Here is a 21,559-nt window from a genome sequence, read left to right on the forward strand (position 1 = left end):
TCCGCGGAGCCTGAACCGCTCAATTCGCTGAACCTTCGGTGCCATACGGTAGTCTCACTTGTGCACCAGCCAAAGCGCGCGCTGGCGCTACATTTCGAAACTTCCAAGGAGCGGCCCGCATGGAGTCCGAGTCCCCCGCCGGCTTACCGGCCACCGCGGCGTTAACCACGGCTGATAATCCGTGGCCACTGCGTGTGCTCACCGAAAAGCTGAAGATCCACATCGAAAACTCCCCCATGACCTGGGTGGAAGGTCAGCTGCTGGAGGCGAATTTGCGCAACGGGCACGCCTACCTGACCCTGCGCGACGTAGACGTGGATAATTCCTTTTCGGTCACCGTGTGGTCCTCGGTGATGCGTAAGCTCGACGCCACCCCCGAGGTCGGCTCGCGCGTGGTCGCCCGGGTCAAACCAAGTTTTTACGCCAAAACCGGCAGGCTTTCACTCAACGCGACAGACCTGCGCCCGGTGGGCCTGGGCGAATTGCTGCTGCGCCTGGAACGGCTGCGCCAAGCACTTGGTGCCGAGGGACTGTTCAATGTTGAGCACAAGCGCCGGCTCCCGGTATTGCCGGGCACCATCGGACTAATTACCGGACGAAATTCGGATGCCGAGAAAGACGTCGTACGCAACGCCACGCTGCGCTGGCCTGCGGTCAAATTCCGCATCATCAACACCGCCGTACAGGGGGTAGATGCGGTCGCTCAAGTCACCGCCGCACTGCGTGAGCTGGATCAAGACCCGCAGGTAGAGGTCATTGTCATTGCCCGCGGCGGCGGCGCGCTGGAAGACCTGCTGCCATTTTCCAACGAGGACCTGGTGCGTGCGGTGTTCGCGGCATCCACCCCGGTGGTCTCCGCCATTGGGCATGAGGCGGACCGCCCGATTCTGGACGACGTAGCGGATCTACGCGCTTCAACACCGACCGACGCGGCCAAGCGCATCGTGCCGGATCTGAACGAAGAGTTTGCCGGGCTGCAAATGTCGCGTCAGCGCCTGGACCGGGCGATTAGTAACCTGCTCACCCGCGAGGAGCAGGTGATCTCTGCGCTGCGGCAGCGTCCCGTACTGGCGAACCCGCACACCATGATCGATTCACGGGCTGAAGATCTGCAGCGCTGGCGCGAACGAGCCACCGCGCTCATCCGTCACCGGGTGCAGCGAGCCGGCGATGAGATCGCACATCTCAGCGCCCAGGTGCGCGCCTTATCTCCGCAGCAGACCTTGGACCGCGGATATTCGGTCACCCAGTTGGCCGATGGTTCGGTGGTTCGCGCTGCCCAAGCCCTCACCGGCGGCGAGCAGCTGCGTATTCGAGTGGCCTCGGGCAAACTGACCGCCACCGTTGATCAAATTTTCCCGGCCGAGCAATCCACCAAAAACGTTTAAGGACAGAATATGAGCGAGCAAATTCCGGCAGACATCAAAAACCTCTCCTATGAGCAGGCCCGCGAAGAACTGATGAACGTCGTCAATCAGTTGGAGACCGGCGGCGTGCCCTTGGAAGCCTCACTGGCTTTGTGGGAACGTGGCGAAGCGCTGGCGGCGCACTGCGAAAATTGGCTCAATGGCGTCTCCGAACGCCTCGATCGGGCCCGCGCCCGCGTGGAAAACACCACGGAGGAGTAGCACCCCTGCCAACCGGCCGGATTTGTGGCTACGCTGAGCCCTATGGATATGGCTTGGTGGGCGTTGATATGGGGTCTGGTCTCCGGGGCTTCGCTGTTGCTCGGCGCGGCCGCCGGCTGGTGGCTGAAGCTGCCCAAGGTTCTGGTCAATGGCGTGATGGCCTTCGGCGCCGGCGTACTGATCAGTGCGTTGGCCTTCGAACTTGTTGCCGAAGCCTACGATGGCGGCGGACTGCTGGTCACCGCCTTGGGTCTGGCCAGCGGCGCCCTGATCTACTTCTTCGCCAACCGGATCGTCGCCAAGCGTTCGCGGCGGCGCGGCTCCGGCAGCGACGCAAACTCGGGCAATGCGCTGGCTATTGGCGCGCTGATCGATGGGATCCCCGAATCCGTGGCGCTCGGCATGGGGCTGGTGGCCGGAGGTGCGGTCAACCCGGCGATGCTCGTGGCGATTTTCATCTCCAACATTCCCGAGGCACTGGCCAGCACCGCGGCGCAAAAAGAGTCGGGCAAAAAAGCTGGCGGCATCTTTGCGCTCTGGGGTTCGGTGACCCTGGCGGCCGGAATATCAGCCTGGGCCGGGTACGCGCTACTCTCGCTCACCGATCCGGCAATTACCGCATTCGCGATAGCACTGGCCGCAGGCGGCATCCTCACCATGGTCTCGGACACCATGATTCCCGAGGCCTGGAAGGTGGAGCACGACTACACCGGGCTCATCGCTACCGCAGGGTTCCTCACCGCCTTCGCGGTGCACACCGTTGCCTAAACGCGCTACTTGGTGGCGTCCAGGCGTTTGCGTTCGGCGGCCAGATCAAAGTCTGCCTTCGGCCATTGCGGGTCGATACCGCGCAGCGTCTGAAGCAATAATTCGGCCACGCACAACCGTGCCCGCCATTTTTGATCCGCCGGAATCACGAACCACGGGGCGCTCTCGGTTGCGGTGCGTCCGATCGCGGCTTCATAGGCGCGCTGGTACTCGTCGAACAGCAGCCGGTCATCTACGTCCCCCGGCGCGTACTTCCAATGCTTGTCCGCCCGGTCCAGGCGCTCGCCTAGCCGCGCAAACTGTTCCTCGCTGCTGATGTGCAGCATCACCTTGTGCAGGTGGATGGAGCGAGCCTGCAGGCGTCGTTCAAATTCGACGATCTTCGGGTAGCGCTGCTCAATTTCCTGCTCGCTGCTGAGCTTCTGCACCTTGTGAATCAGCACATCTTCATAGTGCGAGCGGTCAAAAACGCCGATAATCCCGGGCGCCGGCAACTGATTTTCCACCCGCCAGAGGAAGTCGTGGGCCAGCTCGTCCTTGGTCGGCGTCTTAAACGCATGATGTTCCACGCCTTGCGGATCGAACAAACCCATCACGTGGCGCACGATCCCGCCCTTGCCGGAGGTGTCCATGCCCTGGAGGACCAGCAGCAGTGAATCGGAGAGTTCTTCGTGCAGCGCGGCGGCGAACAGCCGTTCTTGCAGATCGGCGAGTTCCCCGGCGATCGCTTCCATCCGTTGCCCGGCAGCCTTTTTATTTTTGGGGGCATCTTCCGGCCACCAGTTGGGGTTTTTGGTGGCGCGCGTGGATAAATCCACTTCACCTACCACGCGCAGGGCTTGGACGAGGTTCTGCGGGTATTCGCTCATTAGGTTCCCAACTCACACTGCACGGACGTTGCTTGCTAGCCTACTGTTCCGACGCGCCCGTTGAGAAGTATTTTGCCTGGACTTGGCCCAGACGCGGCGTCATTCAGCCCTCCGAGCGGAATCAGCTGTGCTCAGCTTGGACCATCGCGCGGCGCAGGTACTCCTCACGGTCGTACTCACCACGGACGAAATTTGTTAGATTTTCGACGTCTTCGCGATTCGGTTCCCAACCTTCATGCCAGGAACCTGCGAATGCCTGGACGATGGAATTGCGAGTTTCACTGTCCATGCCCGCGAACAGCTCGGGCCACCACTGCTCAAGATCAAGAATTCTAGGCATGATTGCGCTCCCTTCAGCTACGGTTCAATTTTACCGTCATTGCGCAGCTAATGAGCGGTTTTGTGCTAGCTGAAACAGCTACGTCCAGCAACGCAAAAACCCGTGCGCCAATTGCTTGCGGCACACGGGTTTTGAACAACTTCACTTAGGCGCGGGCACGCCATTCTTCGAGGAACATCGAAATGCGGCCCACCGCGTCGGTCAGATCGCGCACGTTGGGCAAGGTGACCAGCCGGAAGTGATCGGGCTTCGGCCAGTTAAAGGCGGTGCCCTGGGTGATCAGGATCTTCTGTGCCTTGAGCAGCTCGAGGGCGAACTTCTCATCGTCGTGCATCGGGTAGACCTCGGGGTCCAGCTTCGGGAACATGTAGAGGGCACCCTGGGCCTTCTGCACGCTCACCCCGGGGATTGCCTGCAAGAGGTCGTAGGCGGCGTCGCGCTGTTCCTTCAGGCGTCCGCCGGGCAGGATCAGATCGTTGATCGACTGGTAGCCGCCCAACGCGGTCTGGATCGCGTGCTGCGCCGGAACATTTGCGCACAGGCGCATGTTGGTCAGCAGGTTGATGCCCTCGATGTAGTTGGTCGCCTGATGCCGGGGACCGGAGATCGCCATCCAGCCGGCGCGGAAACCACAGACCCGGTAAGCCTTGGAAAGGCCCGAGAAGGTGAGGACCAAAACGTCGTCGGCCAGGGCGGCGGTGTTGATGTGAACGGCATCGTCGTAGAGGATCTTCTCGTAGATCTCATCGGAGAACACGATCAGGTTGTGCTTGCGCGCCAGCTCCAGGATCCCCTCCAGGGTGTCCTTCGGGTACACCGCGCCGGTGGGGTTGTTGGGGTTGATGATCACGATGCCCTTGGTGCGATCGGTGATCTTCGCTTCCATATCCTCCAGATCCGGCAGCCAGCCCTCCTCTTCAACGTTGAGGTAGTGCACGGGGGTGCCGCCGGCCAGCGAGACCGAGGCGGTCCACAGCGGGTAGTCGGGGGCGGGGATGAGCACCTCGTCGCCGTTGTTCAGCAGCGCGTTCAGGCTCAGCGTAATCAGTTCGGAGACGCCGTTGCCCAGGTACACGTCATCGACGCCGATGGTCTGGATGCCGCGGGTCTGGTAGTACTGCGAGACGGCGGTGCGCGCCGAAAGGATGCCGCGCGAGTCCGAGTAGCCCTGCGCGTTGGGCAGGTTGCGGATCATGTCCACCAGCACCGCGTCCGGTGCCTCAAAACCGAAGGTGGCGGGATTGCCAATATTCAGTTTCAGGATGCGGTGCCCCTCGGATTCCATGCGCTGCGCATGTTCAAGCAGGGGCCCGCGAATGTCGTAGAGGACGTTGTGGAGCTTCGTGGATTGCTTGAATTCTGCCATGGGTTCACTTTCTCATGTTTGGCACGCGCCGCGCGCCTTCGGGTCGGCGGATGACCTGCCGGTGGTGCGCTACTGCGTGAGGATCCGGAACCTGCCGGCCGCGGTCCCCGGGTCCAGCGCATCCGCACCGGTGACCATGCGGTTGATTCCGATCAGCGAGCTTTGATCAATTTTTTTGGTGACCTGGTTGATCACGTTCTGCGCGTCTTGATCCAGATCTTCCTCGGCCAGCGGCACCACGGCCTTGGCCTCAAAAATCTTTTCGCTGCCCTCGATCGTTTCGAAGCCTTCATCGCCGATGATTGCATCGGCCGAGTCCAGTATGACTACCCGGTTCAGCGCCGCACGCAGCTGGTTGGCTAATTGCGCGGCGGGAACCGTTTTATACCGTGGCTTGGTGCAGCCCTCGGCGGCCAGCGCATTGGTGAGCGCCGCGTTCTGCGGGGCGACCCCGACAATTTCAAGCTTCTGGCAGTTCGCGGCCAGGCTCGGCACTGAATCCACGCCGTAGTGGGTGGCCTCCGCGGCGCTCATCACCAGCACCGGGGTACTTTGTGCCTCGCTTTGCTCCAGCGCGCGCACCGCCGGATCGGCGGTTTTGAAACCCTCCACGGTGCTGTTATCCGCGGTGGAGATGGCCAGATCCGCGTGTCCTTCGAGCACCTGCTGGTACGGGTTGGCGCTGGGTTCAGACGCGGTGACCTGGTATCCGGCCGAGCGCAGTGCGTCGGCGTAAATGCTGCCCAGCGTCAGCTCGGTGGCCGAGGTGCCGCTGGCTACCGAAATACTGATGTTTTTGGATTGCGCCACCGGGCCGGGATCGCCACCGGTGCAGGCGCTCAAAGACAGCGTCACGGCCAGGGTCAGCGCGCCGAAGGCGGCGGTTTTAGGTAAGTTCATCTCCCCTAGATTCTAAGTCAGCGAGGTGCAATTGCCGCTCAGCGCACGCCGGGGCCGGTTAAAGACAGGATCAGATCGACCCGCTCGATCCGGTTCAGGGCCTTAATTTCTTCCCGGGTAAACCAGGCGGCCTGGCTGGTGGATCCGGAAACTTCGTGACGCAGTTGACCGCCTAGGAGCTTGGCGCGGTAGGTGACGGCCACGGTCTGCATCGGGCAGTCATCGCCGGAATACCGCCGGGCGGCCGGGATGATCCCGGTGGTGACGTCGAGTAGCGCGAGGTTTCCCACGCTGTATCCGGTCTCCTCATAGACCTCGCGGATGGCCCCGTCGACGGTTTGCTCCCCTAGGTCGATACCGCCTCCGGGCAGTGACCAGCGCGGGGTGAACTTGGGATCGCGGTGGCGCATATCCCACAGGGTGAGCAATACTTTGTCCTCGTGTTCGACCAGGACGTAGGCCGCCAATCGGGTGTCGAAGGGTTCACCGGTGGATTCAGAACGTCGAGTCATACCCTAAATATATCGACGATTGCGCTTCTTCGTGGCAGGCGAGCGCCACGGGAGTCAGGGAAAACACCCAAACATTTCAACGAACGGGGCCGGGTATGGTGAAATATTCTTATGTCATCGCACCCAGAGTCACCTTTCGGCAACGATCTAGACGAGATTGATCGAATCATCATCGACGAGCTGGTCAGCAATGCCCGCATCTCCAATGCGACGCTGGCGCAACGTGCTTCGATCGCCCCGTCTACCGCGCTGCTGCGCACCCGTTCGCTGGTGGAGCGCGGAATCCTCACCGGTTACCACGCCGAGGTCTCGCTGCCCGCGGTGGGACGCACCGTGCAGGCGCTGATCTCCGTGAAGCTGCGTGCCCACGACCGGGAAAAGATCGACACCTTCCGCGAACGTATTCCGGCCCTGCCTGAGGTGCTCTCGATGTTCCACGTCTCCGGTGCCACCGACTACATGCTGCATATTGCGGTGGGTTCCACCGAGGCGCTGCGCGACTGGGTGCTCGATAATCTGGCTACCGACGAATCCGTGGGGCACACCGAAACCACCTTGGTCTTCGACCACCAGTTGGGCAACCGCGGTCCGCTTCCGGTGGACGGCGAATAATTTTCAGCTAGACCCAGCACAAAGACCCGCATCCTTGTCCAGGATGCGGGTCTTTGCATGTGAAGATGTTTTAGGCGCGGCGGCGCTGCATGACGGCGTCGAGGTTCAGCTTCGCCTTGCTGGAGGCGGCCGGGGTGCCCGGCGCTGCCTCGGCTGCCGGAGCTGCGGCTGCCGCTGGGGTTGCCGGCTCGGCGGGCTGCGGATCGGCCTTGGCACTGACGGAGATGATCGCCGCGCGTTCCTCGGCGGAAACCTGCGCGGCCAGACGCTTGGCGTCCTGATCGGCCTTCAGGCTGATGTGCTTAGTGGGGCGCAGCGGAACGGACACCGGAATTGGTTCCGGACGGACCCGCGCCGAAATTTCGCGCTGGGTGGCTTCACGCACCGCCACGTAGGTGGGCTTAGGAATATTTGTGGGCTCCCAGGTGGCAGGCTGCTTAACGCCGCCATCCCCGCGGGCCACACGTACCGCCTCGGAGCGCAGCTCTTCGGCGGTGATGGCCGGAGCCCGGCGAGCCGAACCCGGGCGTGCATCGAACACCTGGTCCTCACCGTGCTTGCGAACGATCACCTGGTTGGCTTGATCGGCGAAGGCCGGAGTGTCCAGGGCGCGCTCCCGGGTAGCTTCAAGATGTTCGAGCAGCTTGCGGTTGCGATCGAGCACCGCCAGCGCCCGCAGGGAGGCCACGGAGCCCAGAGCCACGAGGAAAAAGATGCCGACGGTGGTGAAAGTCAGCGCGGTGAAAGGCGCCAGCACCAGGCCGATCAGCGTGGCCGCTACGGCCAGCAGGCCGAGCACCGCGACGGCTAAGCGCCCATAGCGCACACGGATCTTGAGGCCTGCCGCGGCAGGCTGCTGCTGCTGCGATACGCTCTGTGACGTGTTAGCCATAGGGGTCCTCCCACACCGAGTGAACGGTCAAATTCAGTGAAGCCCAACGGTGGGCTTCATCAGTCAACACTATGCAACGTGCGGGGCATCGACGGGCAGATTTCGCGGTGTGTCTACAAGAATTCGCAAGTCGTGGTGGGTTCTTGCGCGCTTGGCGCCCGCGTATGGGTTAATCGGCGCGATTATTCGCAGATACGTTCTAACATGCTGCATTTGAGTTCCTCGCGGTTTAGTGCAAATGTTCGATGATCACGCCAGGCGCCGTCGATGTGCAGAAATCCCTTGCGCACCCCCTCGTCGCGGAACCCAAGCTTGTCCACCACGCGCAGGCTGGCGGCGTTTTCCGGGCGGATGTTGATCTCCAACCGGTGCAGCGCCAGAGTTTGGAAGCAGTGATCGATCACCAGGGCGCAGGCCTCCGGCATCAGGCCGAACCCGGCATGGGAGCTATCGATCCAATAGCCGATGGAGGCGGTGCGCGCGGCCCCATACTGGATGCCGCTGACCGATATCTGCCCGATGATCGGCGGATTTTTTGAATGCAGCGCCGGCAGAGTCATCACCCAGGAGTAGCCGGCCCCCGCATGTGCGGCGGCGCGTTTGGCCACCAGCATCGCCCTGAAAGTCATGGGTTCCGGCGCGCCGAGCGGGTTGGTGGGATCCCAGGGTTTGAGCCACATGGCGTTGGCGTTTCTCAGGTCAATCCAGGCGGGCTGATCGCGCAGTGCCATTTCCCGGAGCAGCAGTCGGTCCGAGGACAGCGGTGGCACGGCATTGCGCCCGCGCAGAAAACTCAGCATGCACTTATCGTATCTCTGCTCGCTTGGTGCGGCGTTCACCTGTGGTTTGATGACGGTTTCCGGCAGGTGGCCGAAAGCCGGCCGGTGGCCGCCGGGTCGGCAGTAGAGTTGAGTCCATGAACGCAGCAGACACCGCGGGCCTTGGCGCGGAGAAAAAATCCCGGCGTGCCGAGGCACGGGCCGCGCGCCGTGCCCTGTCCCCCACGACGCGGGCCCTGTTGGCGCAGCAGCTGGCCGCGCAGGCGATGGAATACCTGACCGAATCCACCGGCACCGCGATGCGGGTCGGCGCGTATCTTTCCACGGCGGAAGAGCCAGATACCTCGGTGTTGTTAAACGCGCTGGTCGAGGCCGGCATCGAGGTGTATCTGCCGGTGTGCCAGCCGCAGTATCAGTTGGGCTGGGTGCGCTGGATCCCGGGAGTGGAACTGCGGCGCAGCGCGGTGGCCCCGGTGGATGAACCGGTGGGCCCGCGCCACGATGCGCGGCTCTTCGAGCAGGTGCACACGCTGTTCATCCCCGCATTGCTAGTCGACCAGCGCGGGCTGAGGCTGGGCCAGGGCGGCGGATACTATGACCGCTTCCTGCCGCTCATCGAGCAGCAGGCTACCCGGGTGGCGGCGCTGGTGCATGCCTCCGAATTTGTGCCTGCCGGCGATTTCCCGGTGGAAACCCACGATCGGCCGGTGGACGTGGTGATCACCGAACGGCAGTTCCACACCATCGCCCCGAGCTAGCGCGCTTTGCCCACAGTTCGCTGCCGGGACGTGGCCGAACCCCGGGCGGACGGGTTTGCTTGGGGGTATGAGTAATTTATCCCGACGCCGCACCCCGGTGATTCCGCGGCCTAAGATCCGGGCAGCACGCACGCGCCATGAGCTTCTGCGGCGTTACCGCAAACCACTGGCCGTGGTACTGCTGCTGCTGGCGGTGGCCGCGGGCATCAATGTGCTCGCCGAGGGTCAGCTGGCCCAGCGCGAGGTGGTGGTGGCCAGCAGCGATCTGGCCTCGGGGCAGATCGTTCGAGCCGATCAGGTGCAGCTGCGCAGCATCCCGCTGGATCCGGCAGACGCTCAGGTGCTGACCGAGCCGCAGGCGGTGATCGGCCAACGCTTGGCGGTGGCGGTTCCCGCCGGGACGGTGCTGCGCGGGCACCTGCTGGTGGGCCCAAATCTGCTGACCGGAACCATTTCCGGGACCGTGGCGGTGCCCATCAGGCTCAGCGATCCTGCCACGGTGAGCCTGATGCATCCGGGGCAGCTGGTGGATATTGTGCTGACCACCGGGGACGGGTTTGAGGCCAAAATCAGCTCGGAAACCATTGCCCGGGCGGTGCCGGTGTTATGGGTTCCGGCTTCTGGCGACGGACAGCTGGGCATGTTTAATGCCGCGACCCCGGACGGGGAGGGAATTATCGTGGTGGCCGCAGCCAACCGGGATTCCGATGAGTTATCCGGTGCGGTGTCCCGCGGCAAGGTTTCGGCGGTGCTGGTGAACTAACCCCAGTGCGGGGGTTTATCGCGTTTCATGCTTTCGGCCAAATCCTCGACGTTGTCGCCCCACTGGCGTGGGTCATCGTCCTTGGCGCGCAACTCCGCTAACGGATCGGTGGTTTTTGCGCCGGTTTTGGTCGACGGAGCCAGCTGGGAAGCTAACGCTCGGTCCACCGACGCCACCACGGGTACCGGGGTGTAGCTCCCGGTGAGTTCAACTTTGACGCTCAGCTGCTGCGGCGGGGCAATGACCCGGGGTCGTTTGACCCGTCCGGCGGGTTTTTTACCCGTCGGTTCCTGCCCCGCACGCTCGCTCATTTACCCTGTGGTTTCTGCGTCTGCTGATCGGCTGCCGGAGCAGTCCCGGCAGCGTCGGCGCTGGCTGGGATCGGCGCCGGAGTCGCAGGCTGCTGCGCGGACTCTGCTTCCTGGACTGACTTTGCTTCGGCCTTGTCGGCCTTGCCGGCTTTGTCGGCCGGCTTGACCGCTGGTTTTGCCGAGTCGGGCTGCGCGGTCACACTGCTCGCGGAGACCGGAGGCGCCATCGGAACCCGGGTGCGCGGACCGGTGCGCGGATGTGCGGAGGCGGCCGGAGCCAACTCCAGACTGCGCGCCAACCGGTCGGTAACCGAGGCCGGATCGGTGAACACGTCGATGGTCCACAGCGGCACGTAGCGCCAGCCGTGGTTCTCGAAGAACTCCGGACGCAACCGGCTGCGTTCACGCACGGTCAACCCGGCATAGTGCTCGGTCCCGTCGTACACCACTGCCAGCGGACGCACCGGCGAATCGCCGTCCATGTCCAGCGCGTGTGCTGAAAGATCGAGCACGCCGCGGTAATCCTCGGCTACGATTGCGCCGCGTTCGCGCAGGCGCCTGGCCAGGTCGGAGACCAGCGCATCAAAGCGCGGGCTGCCCACGGTGCTGACGCCAGAATCCCCCGCTTCCACCCGGCCGAAGAGCTCGAAGAACTGCCAGGCCCCACGGTATACCCGGTCCAGGTCCACATCGGCCGGCAGCAATGAAGACACCAGCGTCATGCGTTTACGTGAACGGGTCATCGCCGAAACGAAGAGCTGTTCGCCGCCTTCGCGGGAGAGCGCCCCAAATTCATGGAGGGTTTTACCGTGCGGTGTGCGTCCATAACCCCAGGCGAAGATGACCGCATCGCGGCGCACCCCGATGAGCCGGTCCATGGTGGTGACCACAAAGGGTTCCACCTTGGAACGCAGGAAATCCATCGCGTACTTGTGGTTGGGCAGCTGCACCCGGATGGCCTCGGCAATGGCCGCGGCGTGGGCACGGTTCGAGGCGATCACGGCCAGCGACTCGGTGCCGCGCGATGCGAAGTGTGCAAAGACCAGGTCTACGACCTTCGCGACCTCGGCCGCGGTGGTTTGCACCCCGTCCTCGCTGTTGGACAGCGTGCCGGTGGCATCGGGTACGTACACCCCGGTCAGCAGCGGGCTGCTGCCGGTGATGGTGACCGCAACCGGCAACCGGGAGATCGCCGAATCGTAGTAGGTGCGCGAGAGCTGTTCGACCAGACCCTCGTCGATCCCGCGGTACACGGTGGACAGGGTGCCGGTGACCAGAACCTCGTTCAGCGCGCTGAGCGCGGAGCGTCCGGGGTTGCGTTCCTTCAGCCGTGCGGTGGGATCCACGGACACCTCGAAGGGCTTTGGACCGCCGAGCATTTGGTCGCCGATGGCGATGACCTGCTTGGAGCGGCGGATCGCGTCGAGTACCTCGCGCAGGGTCAGGTAGTTGGCCTCCAGCAGGATCACCGCGTCGAACTCGGTGTCTGCCGGCAGCGCGCTGCCCAGCAGCAAGGGCGCCGAGACGAAGACCGGGGTCAGCGAGCCGACCAGCGCCGGACCAAATTCGAGCAGTCCGGCCACGGTCAGGGTGCCGTCTTTGAGGGTCGCCCGCAGCTGGCGGGAGGCGGCGCGGTGATCGGCTAGGGCGGCCTTCCAATTGCGGGCCAGCTCCCAGCGGATCCGTGAGGGGCCAGAAGAGATATGCGCGCCGTCGGCCAGGCGGTAGTCGGCCTCGATCTTTTCCAGCTTCGCGCCGTCGTTCATCGCCAGGAAATCATCGCCGGAAATCATCGCTTCCAGGGCGGACTGCCACCAGGCGAGCTCAAGTTCCGCGTCGACGGCGTCCGCGTCAATTTCACGGTCGGCAAAGTCGGCGAGCAGATCTGCCAGCCCGCCTTCGGCGAGCTGTTCCGCGATGAGCGTGCGCTCGGGCAGCTCGGCCAGGTCTTCCTTGCGGTCCACCAGCGCGGCGATAATGTCCAGCAGCTCCGCGATCGGCATTTCGCGCAGCCCCGTACCTACCTGTGGCGGGAGCATCTGGGACAGCTTGTCGATGCGTGCGCCGGCGTCGTGGTACCCGGCCTCCACGTCCAGCAGCCCGCCGGGAACGGCAGGGTTGCGCTGGCTGGTGGCGATGGCGCGCCAGGCGTCGCGCTGGATGGAGACCGCTTGCAGGGCTGCCTGCAGATCGGCCACGTGCATGCCGGGGCGCACATATTCCTTCGCGATTTTGCGCAGCCGGGAGCGGACTATGGAGCCCATCTCTACCCCGTGTTCGCGGCGCCAGGCGCTGGAGGCGGTGGCGGCGATGAGATCGTCGATGTCCCCCTCAAAGATGTCCGCTTCAAACTTGTCCAGCGAACCGCGCACGGCGACCAGCAACTGCAGCTGGTCCCCCCACTTGTCGTAGCTGTCCTCCAGCCGGATCTGCGACTGGGCGGCGATTTTGAGCATATGTTCGTGCAGGATCGGCAGGTCGCGGCCCAGGCCTCCGGCGAGGTTCAGTGCCTGCTCGGTGGCTTCCTGGTTGCGCAGCGGCGCGCCGAACCAGGGGCTGGTGGTGTGCGACTTGGAGAACGCGCCAAGCTGGGCGGCGCGTTTGAGCTGCGCGGCAACATGGCCGCGCTGGCCCATCGAGTCGAGCACCGAACGCTTGAGCCGCACGGTGGTCGATGGCGCCGGGTCCAGCGAGGTCAGCCGAGCGAGCTCCTGCATGGCCTGGTACGGTGAGCAGCCCCAGCGGCTGCGCACCGAATGCAGGGATTTGACGTGTTCGTGCAGGGCTCCGCGCGATTCGCGCAGCTTCTTGAGCAGCCCGCCCAGCTGCGGCTCGGTGGCCCGCTCATTGCGCAGGATCGCACGGATCAGCAGGTTGCGCAGCGCGTCGGGATCCTCGTTGGGTTCCAGCAGCAGGCTGCCGGCGTCGAGCTGTTCGTTGAAGCGTCGCACAAATTCTTCGGCTGCCGAACGCTGCTCGGCGACCACCAGCACGCGCTTGCCCTGCGCTGCGAGCAGACCGGCGGCGTTCAGTGCGGTCTGCGTGGCGCCGGTTCCGGAGGCGGCGTTGATGCTCACCGATTCGCCGGCGGCGATGTAGTCGAGCATCCTTGCCTGGGACTCATCGGCGTCCAGCAGGTAGAGCTCATCTGCCGGGTCGCGTTCGTCGCTGTTTTTGGCCAGTACGCTGGTGCCGGTGTGCACCTTGCGGGTGGAGGTGATGGTGGGAGCCGCGGCCGGCGGGGTGCGCCGTGGTTTGGAGGAGTCCTTGATCAGGCTGGCGACCCGGCGCAGGCGCGATCCGGCAGATTCCTCGGACTTCGCTTCCGGCTGCGTGTCTGCCGAAGGCTCTGGCGAAGTTTCTGTTTCCGTCTCGGCTGGGGCCTCGGGCTGGGCTTTTTCTGCGGCGGCTGGGGCGGCTGGGGCGGGATCGCTGGCGCGTTCCTCTGCACGGATCAGCGCCTCGATCACCGGGTGGGCCCCGGTGAGGATGGCCGGATCGGCCGGGTCAATCAAATCTGAGAAGGTGGAAACCAGCAGACGGTGTCCAACCACTACCCCGGGGACCTCGGAGACCTGCTGACGCAGGGCGTCCATGCCGCGCACCGGGTCAAAACGGGCAATCGAGTAGGCTGCGGCGTCTACCGCTTCCACGTCGACCTTGGTGTGGTGATCGGCCTCAAATTGGCGGACGAAGGCCGGGGAAATTTCGGCGCGGCCTACCAGCTGCACGTCGTAGTCGTCGTGGTCCAGGTGTTTGGACAGCGTGATCCGGCCAAGCATGATCGGTGCGGACACCGGTTCGCTCTTGCCCTCATGGACCGCGCGCCAATTGGCGACACCGGCGGCCAGGTAGCCCACGTCGATGCCGCGCTCGTCCCACAATTCGGTGGTCTTAGCGCTTAATGCCCGGGCGGTCCGCTTGGCGGTCGCAAACTGATCGGCATCGTGCAGCAAGGTAGACAGGCGGGTACGGCGACCCGCAAGAAACTGGGCCAACCCCGATGGATTTGCATGCGTGATGTCGATACTGTTCGACGTCGACGGAGCAAACCGCAAGGTGGTATCGGCGCCGGCGCTTTGGCCCAGGGATTTCACCCAGGCAGATACGCGCTCGGCAGCAGCATTTTGGCCACTAGTCACGACAGTTATTCCCTTCACTGAACCGACCATCACGGCGCGCGGAAAAGCTTGCACGCCTCATTTCAAAGGTAGTGCACCGGTGGGGCAGAATGCGCCCACGAAACACGTTTAAACCGGACAAGCGGAACCGTTCCGTTCTCGCGCACCTGGTGAAGGGTGGTTGAGCACGGGCGGTTCCGCTTGGGCCGCACGTTTTACACCGTGCCGGCTAGAACTGTGGGGTTACTCCCACTCGATGGTTCCAGGTGGCTTGGAGGTCACGTCGAGCACCACGCGGTTCACGCCGTCAACCTCGTTGGTGATGCGGTTGGAGATCTTGGAGAGCAGATCGTACGGCAAGCGTGACCAGTCTGCGGTCATCGCGTCCTCACTGGAGACCGGACGCAAAACGATCGGGTGACCGTAGGTGCGGTGATCGCCCTGCACGCCTACCGAGCGGACGTCGGCCAGCAGTACCACCGGCATCTGCCAGACTTCGTCGTCCAAACCTGCGGCGGTCAGCTCGGCGCGGGCAATCGCGTCGGCCTTGCGCAGCAGGGTGAGGCGTTCCTCGTTGACCGCACCGATGATGCGGATGCCCAGACCTGGGCCGGGGAATGGCTGGCGTCCCACGATTTCCTCGGGCAGACCCAGCTCGCGGCCTACCGCGCGGACCTCGTCCTTGAACAGCGTGCGCAGCGGCTCCACCAGTTCAAAGTCCAGATCCTCTGGCAGCCCGCCGACGTTGTGGTGGCTCTTGATGTTGCTTGCGCCTTCGCCGCCGCCGGATTCGACAACGTCCGGGTACAAGGTGCCCTGCACCAGGAACTTGACCGGTTCCCCTGTGCCGGCTTCGGCCTTGAGGATTGCTACCTCGGCGGCCTCAAAGGCGCGGATGAACTCGCGGCCGATGATTTTACGCTTAGTTTCCGGATCGGTGACGCCGTCCAGTGCGGTGAGGAAGCGCTCGCGTTCGTCGGCGATGTAGAGCTTCGCGCCGGTGGCGGCGACAAAGTCCTTCTCCACCTGTTCCGCTTCGCCTTCGCGCAGCAGACCGTGGTTGACGAATACGCAGGTGAGGTTGTCGCCAATAGCGCGCTGCACCAGGGCAGCGGCTACCGCCGAGTCCACGCCGCCGGACAGGCCGCAGATGGCCTTGCCGTCGCCGACCTGGGTGCGGATGCGTTCGATCTGTTCCTCGGCAATGTTGCCGGCGGTCCAGTCTCCGGCCAAACCTGCACCGTTGTAGAGGAAGTTCTCCAGGATGTCCTGGCCGAACTCGCAGTGCTTAACTTCTGGGTGCCACTGCACACCGTAGAGGCGCTTGGCCTCATTAGCGAAGGCCGCCACCGGGGCGCCGGCGGTAGTCGCGAGCACCTCGAAGCCAGCGGGTGCCTTGGAGACCGAGTCGCCGTGGCTCATCCATACGTTCGGTGCTTTGCCGGCACCGGCGAGCAGGGATCGGGCTTCGCCGTTAAAACTGGTCTGGGTGGAACCGTATTCACGCAGGCCAGTCTCCGCGACGGTACCGCCCAGGGCGTTTGCCATGGCTTGGAAGCCGTAGCAAATTCCGAGGACCGGGATACCGGCTTCGAAGAGGTCAGCGCCTACGGAAGGCGCACCGTCGGCGTAAACGCTGGAGGGACCACCGGAGAGGATGATCGCTGCAGGGTTTTTGGCCAAGATGGCTTCGGTGGACAGGGTGTGCGGGACGATCTCCGAGTACACGCGGGCCTCACGTACGCGGCGAGCGATGAGCTGCGCGTATTGGGCCCCGTAGTCGACGACCAGAACCGGCTTATGTTCTGGGGTGAGGTCAGCAGTAGTCACGATCTCTAGTCTACTGGTTCAGCACGCCGTGAATGCGCAGTGCGCATGTCATCAGCGTCACCCGGGGGCCGGTGCGGCGGCGTTTTGATCGACCCGGGTACGGAAAATCCCCGCCGCAACGAGTGTGACGAGGATTTTGTGGCCCAATAAGTCGGGCTTTAGTAACGTTTGGCGGCCTTGGGGTGGGCGGCCAGCTCGGCGTCCACCTCGGCGTGCACCGTGCGCTCGGTGAAGAACGAGAGGAACGGGATGACCCCGCCCAGGGCAATGGTGATGAAGCGGCTAAATGGCCAGCGCATCAGTGACCAGAGGCGGAAGTCTGCGAAGAGGTACACCACGTACATCCAGCCGTGCACGATCAGGATCATCAGTGAGATGTTCACTCCCCCGCTGATGTCTGCGCGGTTCAGCAACGAAATGGCGTTGGCGGCGCCGGTGAGCAGTTCACCGCCGACGAAGAGCTCGAGCTTCCAGAAGTACTTCAGGACCATTTCGGCCACGAGCAGCAGCAGCATCACGCCGGTCGCGTAGGCAAACACCTTATAAAATTTTGCGGCCGAACGGATCTGCGCCGGGGTTCCACCAAATTTGCGGGGGCGGGGCGTGGGGGTGGTGCTGGACATCTGCTCGAAGTCCTTTCGACGTTGTGAGGGTTGTGGATTAGTTCTCGGGAAGCCGCTCGCGGGCCGCTGCCTGGGCGGCGGCGTCCTCGGCGATCTCGTCCATGCCGCGCTGGTAATCATCGCGCACCATCCGGTACCAGAGGAAGAAAGCGAAGCCGGCGAAGACTACCCATTCGATCCCGTAGAACACGTTCAGCCAGTTGATTTGCGCCTCTTGCGGCTGCGGGCCGACGTAGATCGACTCCAGACCCGGCTGAGTGACCGGTTGGCCGTCGGCGGTGAGCTCATGTGCGGTGACAAACCCGGTGTATAGCTTAAGGTCCCAGACGTTGGACAGCTGCGCGGAAGATAAGCTGGCCAGTGCCGGGTTGCGCAGGTCGTAGTTCAGCTCCGGGCCTTCGGGCGGCAGCAGGCGCCCGGTGATTTCGATCGTGCCCTTGGGTGCTGGGGATGGGGTGGTGGTTTCGGGCTGCCAGCCACGGACCACTGCCATTGCCGCGTCGTCCTTGGCGCCTTCGACGGCGAAGGCGGAGACGACCCAGCTGCCCAGGTTGTCATCGTCGACCCGGTCCTTGATCAGCACGTCGGTGCCCTCAATGAAGTGCCCGGAAAACTCGACGATTTGATCTGCCTTGCTGCCCAGCATCTCGATGCCCGGAGCGTAGTGCTCGGTCAGCGGGACCGGCACCTCGGTTTCATCGATCTTGACCACCGGCTCGGTGGTGGAGGAACCAAATTGCCAGCCCGAAAGGGCCACAAATCCGGTGGCAATCAGCAACGCACCGAGTAAGGCGGCGATCCATTTGGGTTTGAAAGCGGTTTTCAGCACACTCTAACGGTACTTCGATTGCTTGTAGAAGTTCCAATGCGCAGGGGGTGAGATTGACCTACTTCACCTGGGGAGGCGCCTGGGGAACTTTCCGCTGAGCTTGATCGTTGAGACTAATTTGCCGGCGGTTTGAAGCTGGGGCGTTAAAGTACTCAAGCCCGCCGCGGCCCGTGGAGGGCAACGGCGGGCTTGAATGAAAATGCTTAGAAGCGGTCGGACTCGTATGGCGAGAGCACCACGTCCACGCGCTGGAATTCCTTCAGCGTGGAGTAGCCGGTGGTCGCCATCGAACGGCGCAGGGCGCCAACCAGATTGGAGGTGCCATTGGTCTCGTGCGACGGGCCGTAGAGCACATGCTCCAGGGAACCGACGGTACCGATCTGCGCGCGGTCGCCTCGTGGGCTGACCTCGTGCACGGCTTCCATGCCCCAGTGGTACCCGGCGCCCGGTGCTTCTTCGGCGCGGGCCAGTGCGGTACCGAGCATCACTGCGTCGGCTCCCATGGCGATGGCCTTAACGATATCTCCGGAGTTGCCCATGCCGCCATCGGCGATGACGTGCACGTAACGGCCACCGGTTTCTTCGATGTAGTCGCGGCGGGCCGCTGCCACGTCGGCAATGGCGGTAGCCATCGGTGCGTGAATGCCCAAGGTGCGGCGGGTGGTGGAGGACGCGCCGCCGCCAAAACCGACAAGTACGCCGGCCGCGCCGGTACGCATCAGGTGCATTGCCGGGGTGTAGCCGGCCGCTCCGCCGACGATGACGGGAACATCGAGCTCATAAATGAACTGCTTGAGGTTCAGTGGTTCGGTGTTCTGCGAGACGTGCTCGGCCGAGACGGTGGTGCCGCGGATGACAAAGATGTCAACGCCGGCATCGATCACCGCCTGCGAGTATTCCTTGGTGCGCTGCGGGGTCAGGGAGCCTGCCACCACCACGCCGGACTCGCGGATTTCTGCCAAGCGGGTGCCGATCAGCTCAGGCTGGATCGGCGCGGAATATAGTTCCTGCAGCTTCGCGGTGATCTTTGAATCGTTGCGGGTGCTCGCTTCGGATCGCAGTCCGGCTATTTCAGCCAGTACCGGTTCCGGGTTTTCGTAGCGGGTCCACAGTCCTTCAAGGTTCAGCACGCCTAAGCCGCCGAGCTTGCCCAGGGCGATTGCGGTGGCCGGGGAGGTCACCGAATCCATGGGTGCGCCCAAGATGGGGGTTTCAAACGCGAACGCGTCGATCTGCCAAGAGACCGATACGTCCTTGGGATCACGGGTTCGGCGATTCGGTACGATCGCTACGTCGTCCAGGGAATATGCCTTCGTGGCGCGCTTGCCACGGCCGATCTCAATCTCGTTACTCACCTAATAAGGTTACCAAGTTCCGTGGCGATTCCCGCTTCGGCGAACGCGCAACGCCCCGCACCACTGCGGGCACGGGGCGTAATATGGCTGATTTACGGTGAGCAAGTTCACCGCAAGTTACCCAATATGGCGCATCAAACCGCGTTTAGCGCTCGGTTTTGCCGGCCTTCAGGCCGCTCAGCGTGCTGGCTAATGCGGTGGCGGCACGTTCCTCGGCGGCGGCGATCTTCTCCATTTGACCGGCCATGCGGGCAAAGAGCTCACTGCGCTTTTCTGGGTCAATCTCTGGATCGACCATTTCGCTCAGGTCGATCCAGTCCGCGGCGAGCTGCGCATAATCTGCGGCGTGCTCGGCCAGCGGTTCAAGTCCCGGGAACTGCTCGCACTCATCGAGGAAGTCTGCGTAGAGTCCGCGCAGGCCACCGAGTCCGCCAAAGCGGGTGTCGGTCATGAAGCCGTGCAGCTGCTCCAGTGCGGTGCTCAGACGCTGCGGATCGGCGAAGATCTGCGTCCAGCCCTTTTTGCTGCTGGTGTCGCGCAGGCTTTCAACCCAAGTGTGCATGCCGGCGATGCCGACGCGGTTAGCGAAGTGTTCCGGGATGCCCTTGAGCTCCAAGGTGCCAAGCAGGCGGCCGTTAGTTTCAGTGATGGCTTCCAGTACGTGGGCGCCGAGCGTGTCCAGGTTGGGCGAACGGCGCGAAGGGATCCAGGCCTGCCAGTTCTTTTCTTTTTTGCGCTTGGCACGGGCCACGGCCAGATCGTTCGGGCTGATCGGCATCAGCGCGCCGGAGCCGTCATCGATGAGCAGGTCATCTTCGTGTTCACCGACGATAGCGACGTCGATGGTGTCTGCCTCATCTACCTCGACGGCTTCGATCCATGGCAGTGCGCTGACCGCAACGCGTACGACGACCGCGCGGCCTGCGTCCAGTCCGGCATCGAGGTACTCGGTAGCGCTATCCGATGATCCGGTGGTGCGCTCGGTGACCTTGGCGCCGGCGCGGCGTAACAGGTTCTGTGTATATGGCTCTGGGTGCGCGCGGGTGACGAGAGTGACCGAGGTGGTCTGCTCGTATTCGAAGGTGAAAGCCATGAAGCCGATGCCGCCGGCAAGTCCTGCCAGCAGTGCTTCGCTTAGTGGTTCACCGGTGGCCGGATTGGTTACGCCAGCCTGGGTGAGGACTCGGTGCCAGAGGCCCGCGTCGTACTGCACAACCTCGGTCGGAGCCGGGTATTCGGGCAGCTCTTCTGCCGGGCTTGGCACGGGTGCAGGTTTTGGCTTTGGTTTGGGTTTGCCGTGCTTTTCAGCGTATCGCGCGTCTTTAGCCTCTTGGGCGTAGTTGCGTGCGGCGGCTGCGCGGGCCGCTCGGGGGCCTTCGGGCTTATCGGTCAGGATGTTCTTGCGCGCGGTCGTGTAGCTCTCGCCTGTTCGAGCCATGCGTTCACGGGCGAGCTTCTTCAGATTCGCGGGTTGTGCCAAGATCATGTCCTTCGTTGCCGGTGACGCGCACCGTTGCGTGGCGTCGTGCCTACATTCTACGTGGGGTGAGCTCGGTGTTTCTTCCGCACCGGTGCCGGCGGCTGGCTAAACTATGAGGGTCCCGACACATGCCGCCGGTGGCAACTGGTCAATTCTTCAAAACTACCCTCCAAGGATCGCGCCGATTTCTTCTTCCCGACTCCCCATTCGTGCCCTATGGGTTTTGCCTGCGCTGTATCTGCTCGGGCTGATCGGTGTTGCGCTCTGGCCGACGCCGGTGGATGCCTCGGCCAGGGGTGCTTTGGATAGCGTTTTGGCTTGGCTGCATGCGGTGGGCATGCCGAACTTTGTGGGCTATGACCTTGTGGAGTTCGGCGCGAATATCGTGCTTTTCATCCCGTTGGGGTTGTTGTTGGGCTTTGGGCTGCGACGTTTCTGGCTGGCCGTGGGGCTCGGCGTGCTCGCAACGTCGCTGATCGAAGCAAGCCAATGGTTATTTCTCCCGCAGCGTTTTGCGTCGGGCTTTGATATTCTCGCGAACTCGTTGGGCGGGCTGCTTGGCGCGCTTTGTTGGCTGCTCTGGACACGTAGTCGCCGTCAGGTTCGGGCCGGTGGGCAGGGCTCTGCCCCGATCGGGAATCAGTCCCAGTAAGTATTACGCCGCGGCAACTGCGCAGGGTCCAGATGCTTCGGCAAAATCACATGCGGCAACCCATCAACCACCACAAGCTTAATCCGGCCAGAATCAGCATCCATATGCGCACCCCGGCACAAACCACCCAAATTGATCAGCTTCGTCTCGCCGCCCAACCACCACGGATCA

21 protein-coding genes and 1 pseudogene are annotated in these 21,559 nt (G+C 63.4%); 7 read left to right on the forward strand and 15 right to left on the reverse strand.

Annotated features, from left to right (window positions below; translation table 11 throughout):
- Positions 1 to 119 precede the first annotated feature (119 nt).
- The 3 genes from xseA to VJ369_RS05915 are packed head-to-tail and all read left to right on the forward strand — an operon-like array spanning position 120 to position 2,396.
- A complete protein-coding gene (xseA, locus tag VJ369_RS05905) occupies positions 120 to 1,388 on the forward strand; it encodes an exodeoxyribonuclease VII large subunit (RefSeq protein WP_324091175.1) in 1,269 nt (422 codons plus the stop codon).
- A gap of 9 nt (positions 1,389 to 1,397) precedes the next feature.
- The gene (locus VJ369_RS05910) at positions 1,398 to 1,628 is read left to right on the forward strand and encodes an exodeoxyribonuclease VII small subunit (protein ID WP_324091176.1); all 231 of its coding nucleotides are present in this window, start codon (positions 1,398 to 1,400) and stop codon (positions 1,626 to 1,628) included.
- Between the two features lie 24 nt (positions 1,629 to 1,652).
- On the forward strand, positions 1,653 to 2,396 hold the full coding sequence (locus tag VJ369_RS05915; RefSeq protein ID WP_324091177.1) for a ZIP family zinc transporter: 744 nt from the start codon (positions 1,653 to 1,655) through the stop codon (positions 2,394 to 2,396).
- Between the two features lie 5 nt (positions 2,397 to 2,401).
- On the opposite strand, the gene VJ369_RS05920 is transcribed toward VJ369_RS05915, so the two are convergent.
- From VJ369_RS05920 to VJ369_RS05940, 5 genes are all read right to left on the reverse strand, one after another.
- Complete coding sequence (locus VJ369_RS05920; protein ID WP_324091178.1) at positions 2,402 to 3,265, reverse strand: PPK2 family polyphosphate kinase; 864 nt, start codon at positions 3,263 to 3,265, stop codon at positions 2,402 to 2,404.
- Positions 3,266 to 3,386: 121 nt separating this feature from the next.
- Positions 3,387 to 3,605: a hypothetical protein gene (locus VJ369_RS05925; protein ID WP_324091179.1), complete on the reverse strand. Its 219-nt coding sequence runs from the start codon at positions 3,603 to 3,605 to the stop codon at positions 3,387 to 3,389.
- A gap of 145 nt (positions 3,606 to 3,750) precedes the next feature.
- Positions 3,751 to 4,971: a pyridoxal phosphate-dependent aminotransferase gene (locus tag VJ369_RS05930; RefSeq protein ID WP_105675345.1), complete on the reverse strand. Its 1,221-nt coding sequence runs from the start codon at positions 4,969 to 4,971 to the stop codon at positions 3,751 to 3,753.
- A 69-nt stretch (positions 4,972 to 5,040) separates the two neighbouring features.
- Positions 5,041 to 5,871, reverse strand: a complete 831-nt coding sequence (locus tag VJ369_RS05935) for a glycine betaine ABC transporter substrate-binding protein (RefSeq protein WP_324091180.1) — start codon at positions 5,869 to 5,871, stop codon at positions 5,041 to 5,043.
- Between the two features lie 38 nt (positions 5,872 to 5,909).
- Complete coding sequence (locus VJ369_RS05940) at positions 5,910 to 6,383, reverse strand: NUDIX hydrolase (protein WP_324091181.1); 474 nt, start codon at positions 6,381 to 6,383, stop codon at positions 5,910 to 5,912.
- A gap of 111 nt (positions 6,384 to 6,494) precedes the next feature.
- Between VJ369_RS05940 and VJ369_RS05945 the strand changes: the two genes are divergently transcribed.
- A complete protein-coding gene (locus tag VJ369_RS05945; protein ID WP_324091182.1) occupies positions 6,495 to 6,995 on the forward strand; it encodes an Lrp/AsnC family transcriptional regulator in 501 nt (166 codons plus the stop codon).
- A 70-nt stretch (positions 6,996 to 7,065) separates the two neighbouring features.
- Here the strand turns inward: VJ369_RS05945 and VJ369_RS05950 are convergent, their stop codons facing one another.
- Positions 7,066 to 7,887, reverse strand: a complete 822-nt coding sequence (locus VJ369_RS05950) for a hypothetical protein (RefSeq protein WP_324091183.1) — start codon at positions 7,885 to 7,887, stop codon at positions 7,066 to 7,068.
- A gap of 182 nt (positions 7,888 to 8,069) precedes the next feature.
- A complete protein-coding gene (locus tag VJ369_RS05955; RefSeq protein ID WP_324091184.1) occupies positions 8,070 to 8,687 on the reverse strand; it encodes a GNAT family protein in 618 nt (205 codons plus the stop codon).
- A gap of 116 nt (positions 8,688 to 8,803) precedes the next feature.
- On the opposite strand from VJ369_RS05955, the gene VJ369_RS05960 reads away from it, so the two are divergent.
- Positions 8,804 to 9,424 (forward strand): 5-formyltetrahydrofolate cyclo-ligase, encoded by a 621-nt coding sequence (locus tag VJ369_RS05960; protein WP_324091185.1) that lies wholly within the window; start codon positions 8,804 to 8,806, stop codon positions 9,422 to 9,424.
- 67 nt (positions 9,425 to 9,491) lie between these two features.
- Complete coding sequence (locus VJ369_RS05965; RefSeq protein ID WP_324091186.1) at positions 9,492 to 10,187, forward strand: RcpC/CpaB family pilus assembly protein; 696 nt, start codon at positions 9,492 to 9,494, stop codon at positions 10,185 to 10,187.
- Here the strand turns inward: VJ369_RS05965 and VJ369_RS05970 are convergent.
- The 7 genes from VJ369_RS05970 to VJ369_RS06000 form a co-directional block, all read right to left on the reverse strand.
- Entirely contained in the window at positions 10,184 to 10,498 is a 315-nt protein-coding gene (locus VJ369_RS05970; protein ID WP_324091187.1) for a hypothetical protein, read from the reverse strand. The two genes, VJ369_RS05965 and VJ369_RS05970, sit on opposite strands and share 4 nt — an antisense overlap.
- Positions 10,495 to 14,640, reverse strand: coding sequence for a DNA helicase (locus VJ369_RS05975; protein ID WP_324091188.1), 4,146 nt, complete (start codon positions 14,638 to 14,640; stop codon positions 10,495 to 10,497). Before VJ369_RS05975 ends, VJ369_RS05970 begins: the two co-directional genes overlap by 4 nt.
- Before the next feature lie 222 nt (positions 14,641 to 14,862).
- A complete protein-coding gene (gene guaA / locus VJ369_RS05980) occupies positions 14,863 to 16,449 on the reverse strand; it encodes a glutamine-hydrolyzing GMP synthase (RefSeq protein WP_324091189.1) in 1,587 nt (528 codons plus the stop codon).
- A gap of 158 nt (positions 16,450 to 16,607) precedes the next feature.
- On the reverse strand, positions 16,608 to 17,072 hold the full coding sequence (locus tag VJ369_RS05985) for a DUF3817 domain-containing protein (protein ID WP_324091190.1): 465 nt from the start codon (positions 17,070 to 17,072) through the stop codon (positions 16,608 to 16,610).
- 37 nt (positions 17,073 to 17,109) lie between these two features.
- The gene (locus VJ369_RS05990; RefSeq protein ID WP_324091191.1) at positions 17,110 to 17,901 is read right to left on the reverse strand and encodes an SURF1 family protein; all 792 of its coding nucleotides are present in this window, start codon (positions 17,899 to 17,901) and stop codon (positions 17,110 to 17,112) included.
- Positions 17,902 to 18,104: 203 nt separating this feature from the next.
- A complete protein-coding gene (locus tag VJ369_RS05995) occupies positions 18,105 to 19,256 on the reverse strand; it encodes a GuaB3 family IMP dehydrogenase-related protein (protein ID WP_324091192.1) in 1,152 nt (383 codons plus the stop codon).
- A gap of 145 nt (positions 19,257 to 19,401) precedes the next feature.
- A complete protein-coding gene (locus VJ369_RS06000; RefSeq protein WP_324091193.1) occupies positions 19,402 to 20,736 on the reverse strand; it encodes a DUF4872 domain-containing protein in 1,335 nt (444 codons plus the stop codon).
- A gap of 112 nt (positions 20,737 to 20,848) precedes the next feature.
- Between VJ369_RS06000 and VJ369_RS06005 the strand changes: the two genes are divergently transcribed.
- The gene (locus VJ369_RS06005) at positions 20,849 to 21,388 is read left to right on the forward strand and encodes a VanZ family protein (protein WP_324091194.1); all 540 of its coding nucleotides are present in this window, start codon (positions 20,849 to 20,851) and stop codon (positions 21,386 to 21,388) included.
- On the opposite strand, the pseudogene VJ369_RS06010 reads toward VJ369_RS06005, so the two are convergent.
- Positions 21,376 to 21,559: pseudogene (locus VJ369_RS06010) on the reverse strand (hypothetical protein); the annotation flags it as partial. The gene VJ369_RS06005 and the pseudogene VJ369_RS06010 sit on opposite strands and share 13 nt — an antisense overlap.

Origin of the sequence: Glutamicibacter sp. (assembly GCF_035257265.1) — a bacterium.
In the GTDB taxonomy this organism is placed as follows: Bacteria; Actinomycetota; Actinomycetes; order Actinomycetales; family Micrococcaceae; genus Glutamicibacter.

Bases quoted from the DNA above. Each gene is read 5' to 3' on its own strand.
- xseA (WP_324091175.1), top strand. From the start codon at position 120: ATGGAGTCCGAGTCCCCCGCCGGCTTACCGGCCACCGCGGCGTTAACC.
- VJ369_RS05910 (WP_324091176.1), top strand. From the start codon at position 1,398: ATGAGCGAGCAAATTCCGGCAGACATCAAAAACCTCTCCTATGAGCAG.
- VJ369_RS05920 (WP_324091178.1), bottom strand. From the start codon at position 3,265: ATGAGCGAATACCCGCAGAACCTCGTCCAAGCCCTGCGCGTGGTAGGT.
- VJ369_RS05925 (WP_324091179.1), bottom strand. From the start codon at position 3,605: ATGCCTAGAATTCTTGATCTTGAGCAGTGGTGGCCCGAGCTGTTCGCG.
- VJ369_RS05930 (WP_105675345.1), bottom strand. From the start codon at position 4,971: ATGGCAGAATTCAAGCAATCCACGAAGCTCCACAACGTCCTCTACGAC.
- VJ369_RS05935 (WP_324091180.1), bottom strand. From the start codon at position 5,871: ATGAACTTACCTAAAACCGCCGCCTTCGGCGCGCTGACCCTGGCCGTG.
- VJ369_RS05940 (WP_324091181.1), bottom strand. From the start codon at position 6,383: ATGACTCGACGTTCTGAATCCACCGGTGAACCCTTCGACACCCGATTG.
- VJ369_RS05945 (WP_324091182.1), top strand. From the start codon at position 6,495: ATGTCATCGCACCCAGAGTCACCTTTCGGCAACGATCTAGACGAGATT.
- VJ369_RS05950 (WP_324091183.1), bottom strand. From the start codon at position 7,887: ATGGCTAACACGTCACAGAGCGTATCGCAGCAGCAGCAGCCTGCCGCG.
- VJ369_RS05955 (WP_324091184.1), bottom strand. From the start codon at position 8,687: ATGCTGAGTTTTCTGCGCGGGCGCAATGCCGTGCCACCGCTGTCCTCG.
- VJ369_RS05960 (WP_324091185.1), top strand. From the start codon at position 8,804: ATGAACGCAGCAGACACCGCGGGCCTTGGCGCGGAGAAAAAATCCCGG.
- VJ369_RS05965 (WP_324091186.1), top strand. From the start codon at position 9,492: ATGAGTAATTTATCCCGACGCCGCACCCCGGTGATTCCGCGGCCTAAG.
- VJ369_RS05970 (WP_324091187.1), bottom strand. From the start codon at position 10,498: ATGAGCGAGCGTGCGGGGCAGGAACCGACGGGTAAAAAACCCGCCGGA.
- VJ369_RS05985 (WP_324091190.1), bottom strand. From the start codon at position 17,072: ATGTCCAGCACCACCCCCACGCCCCGCCCCCGCAAATTTGGTGGAACC.
- VJ369_RS06005 (WP_324091194.1), top strand. From the start codon at position 20,849: ATGAGGGTCCCGACACATGCCGCCGGTGGCAACTGGTCAATTCTTCAA.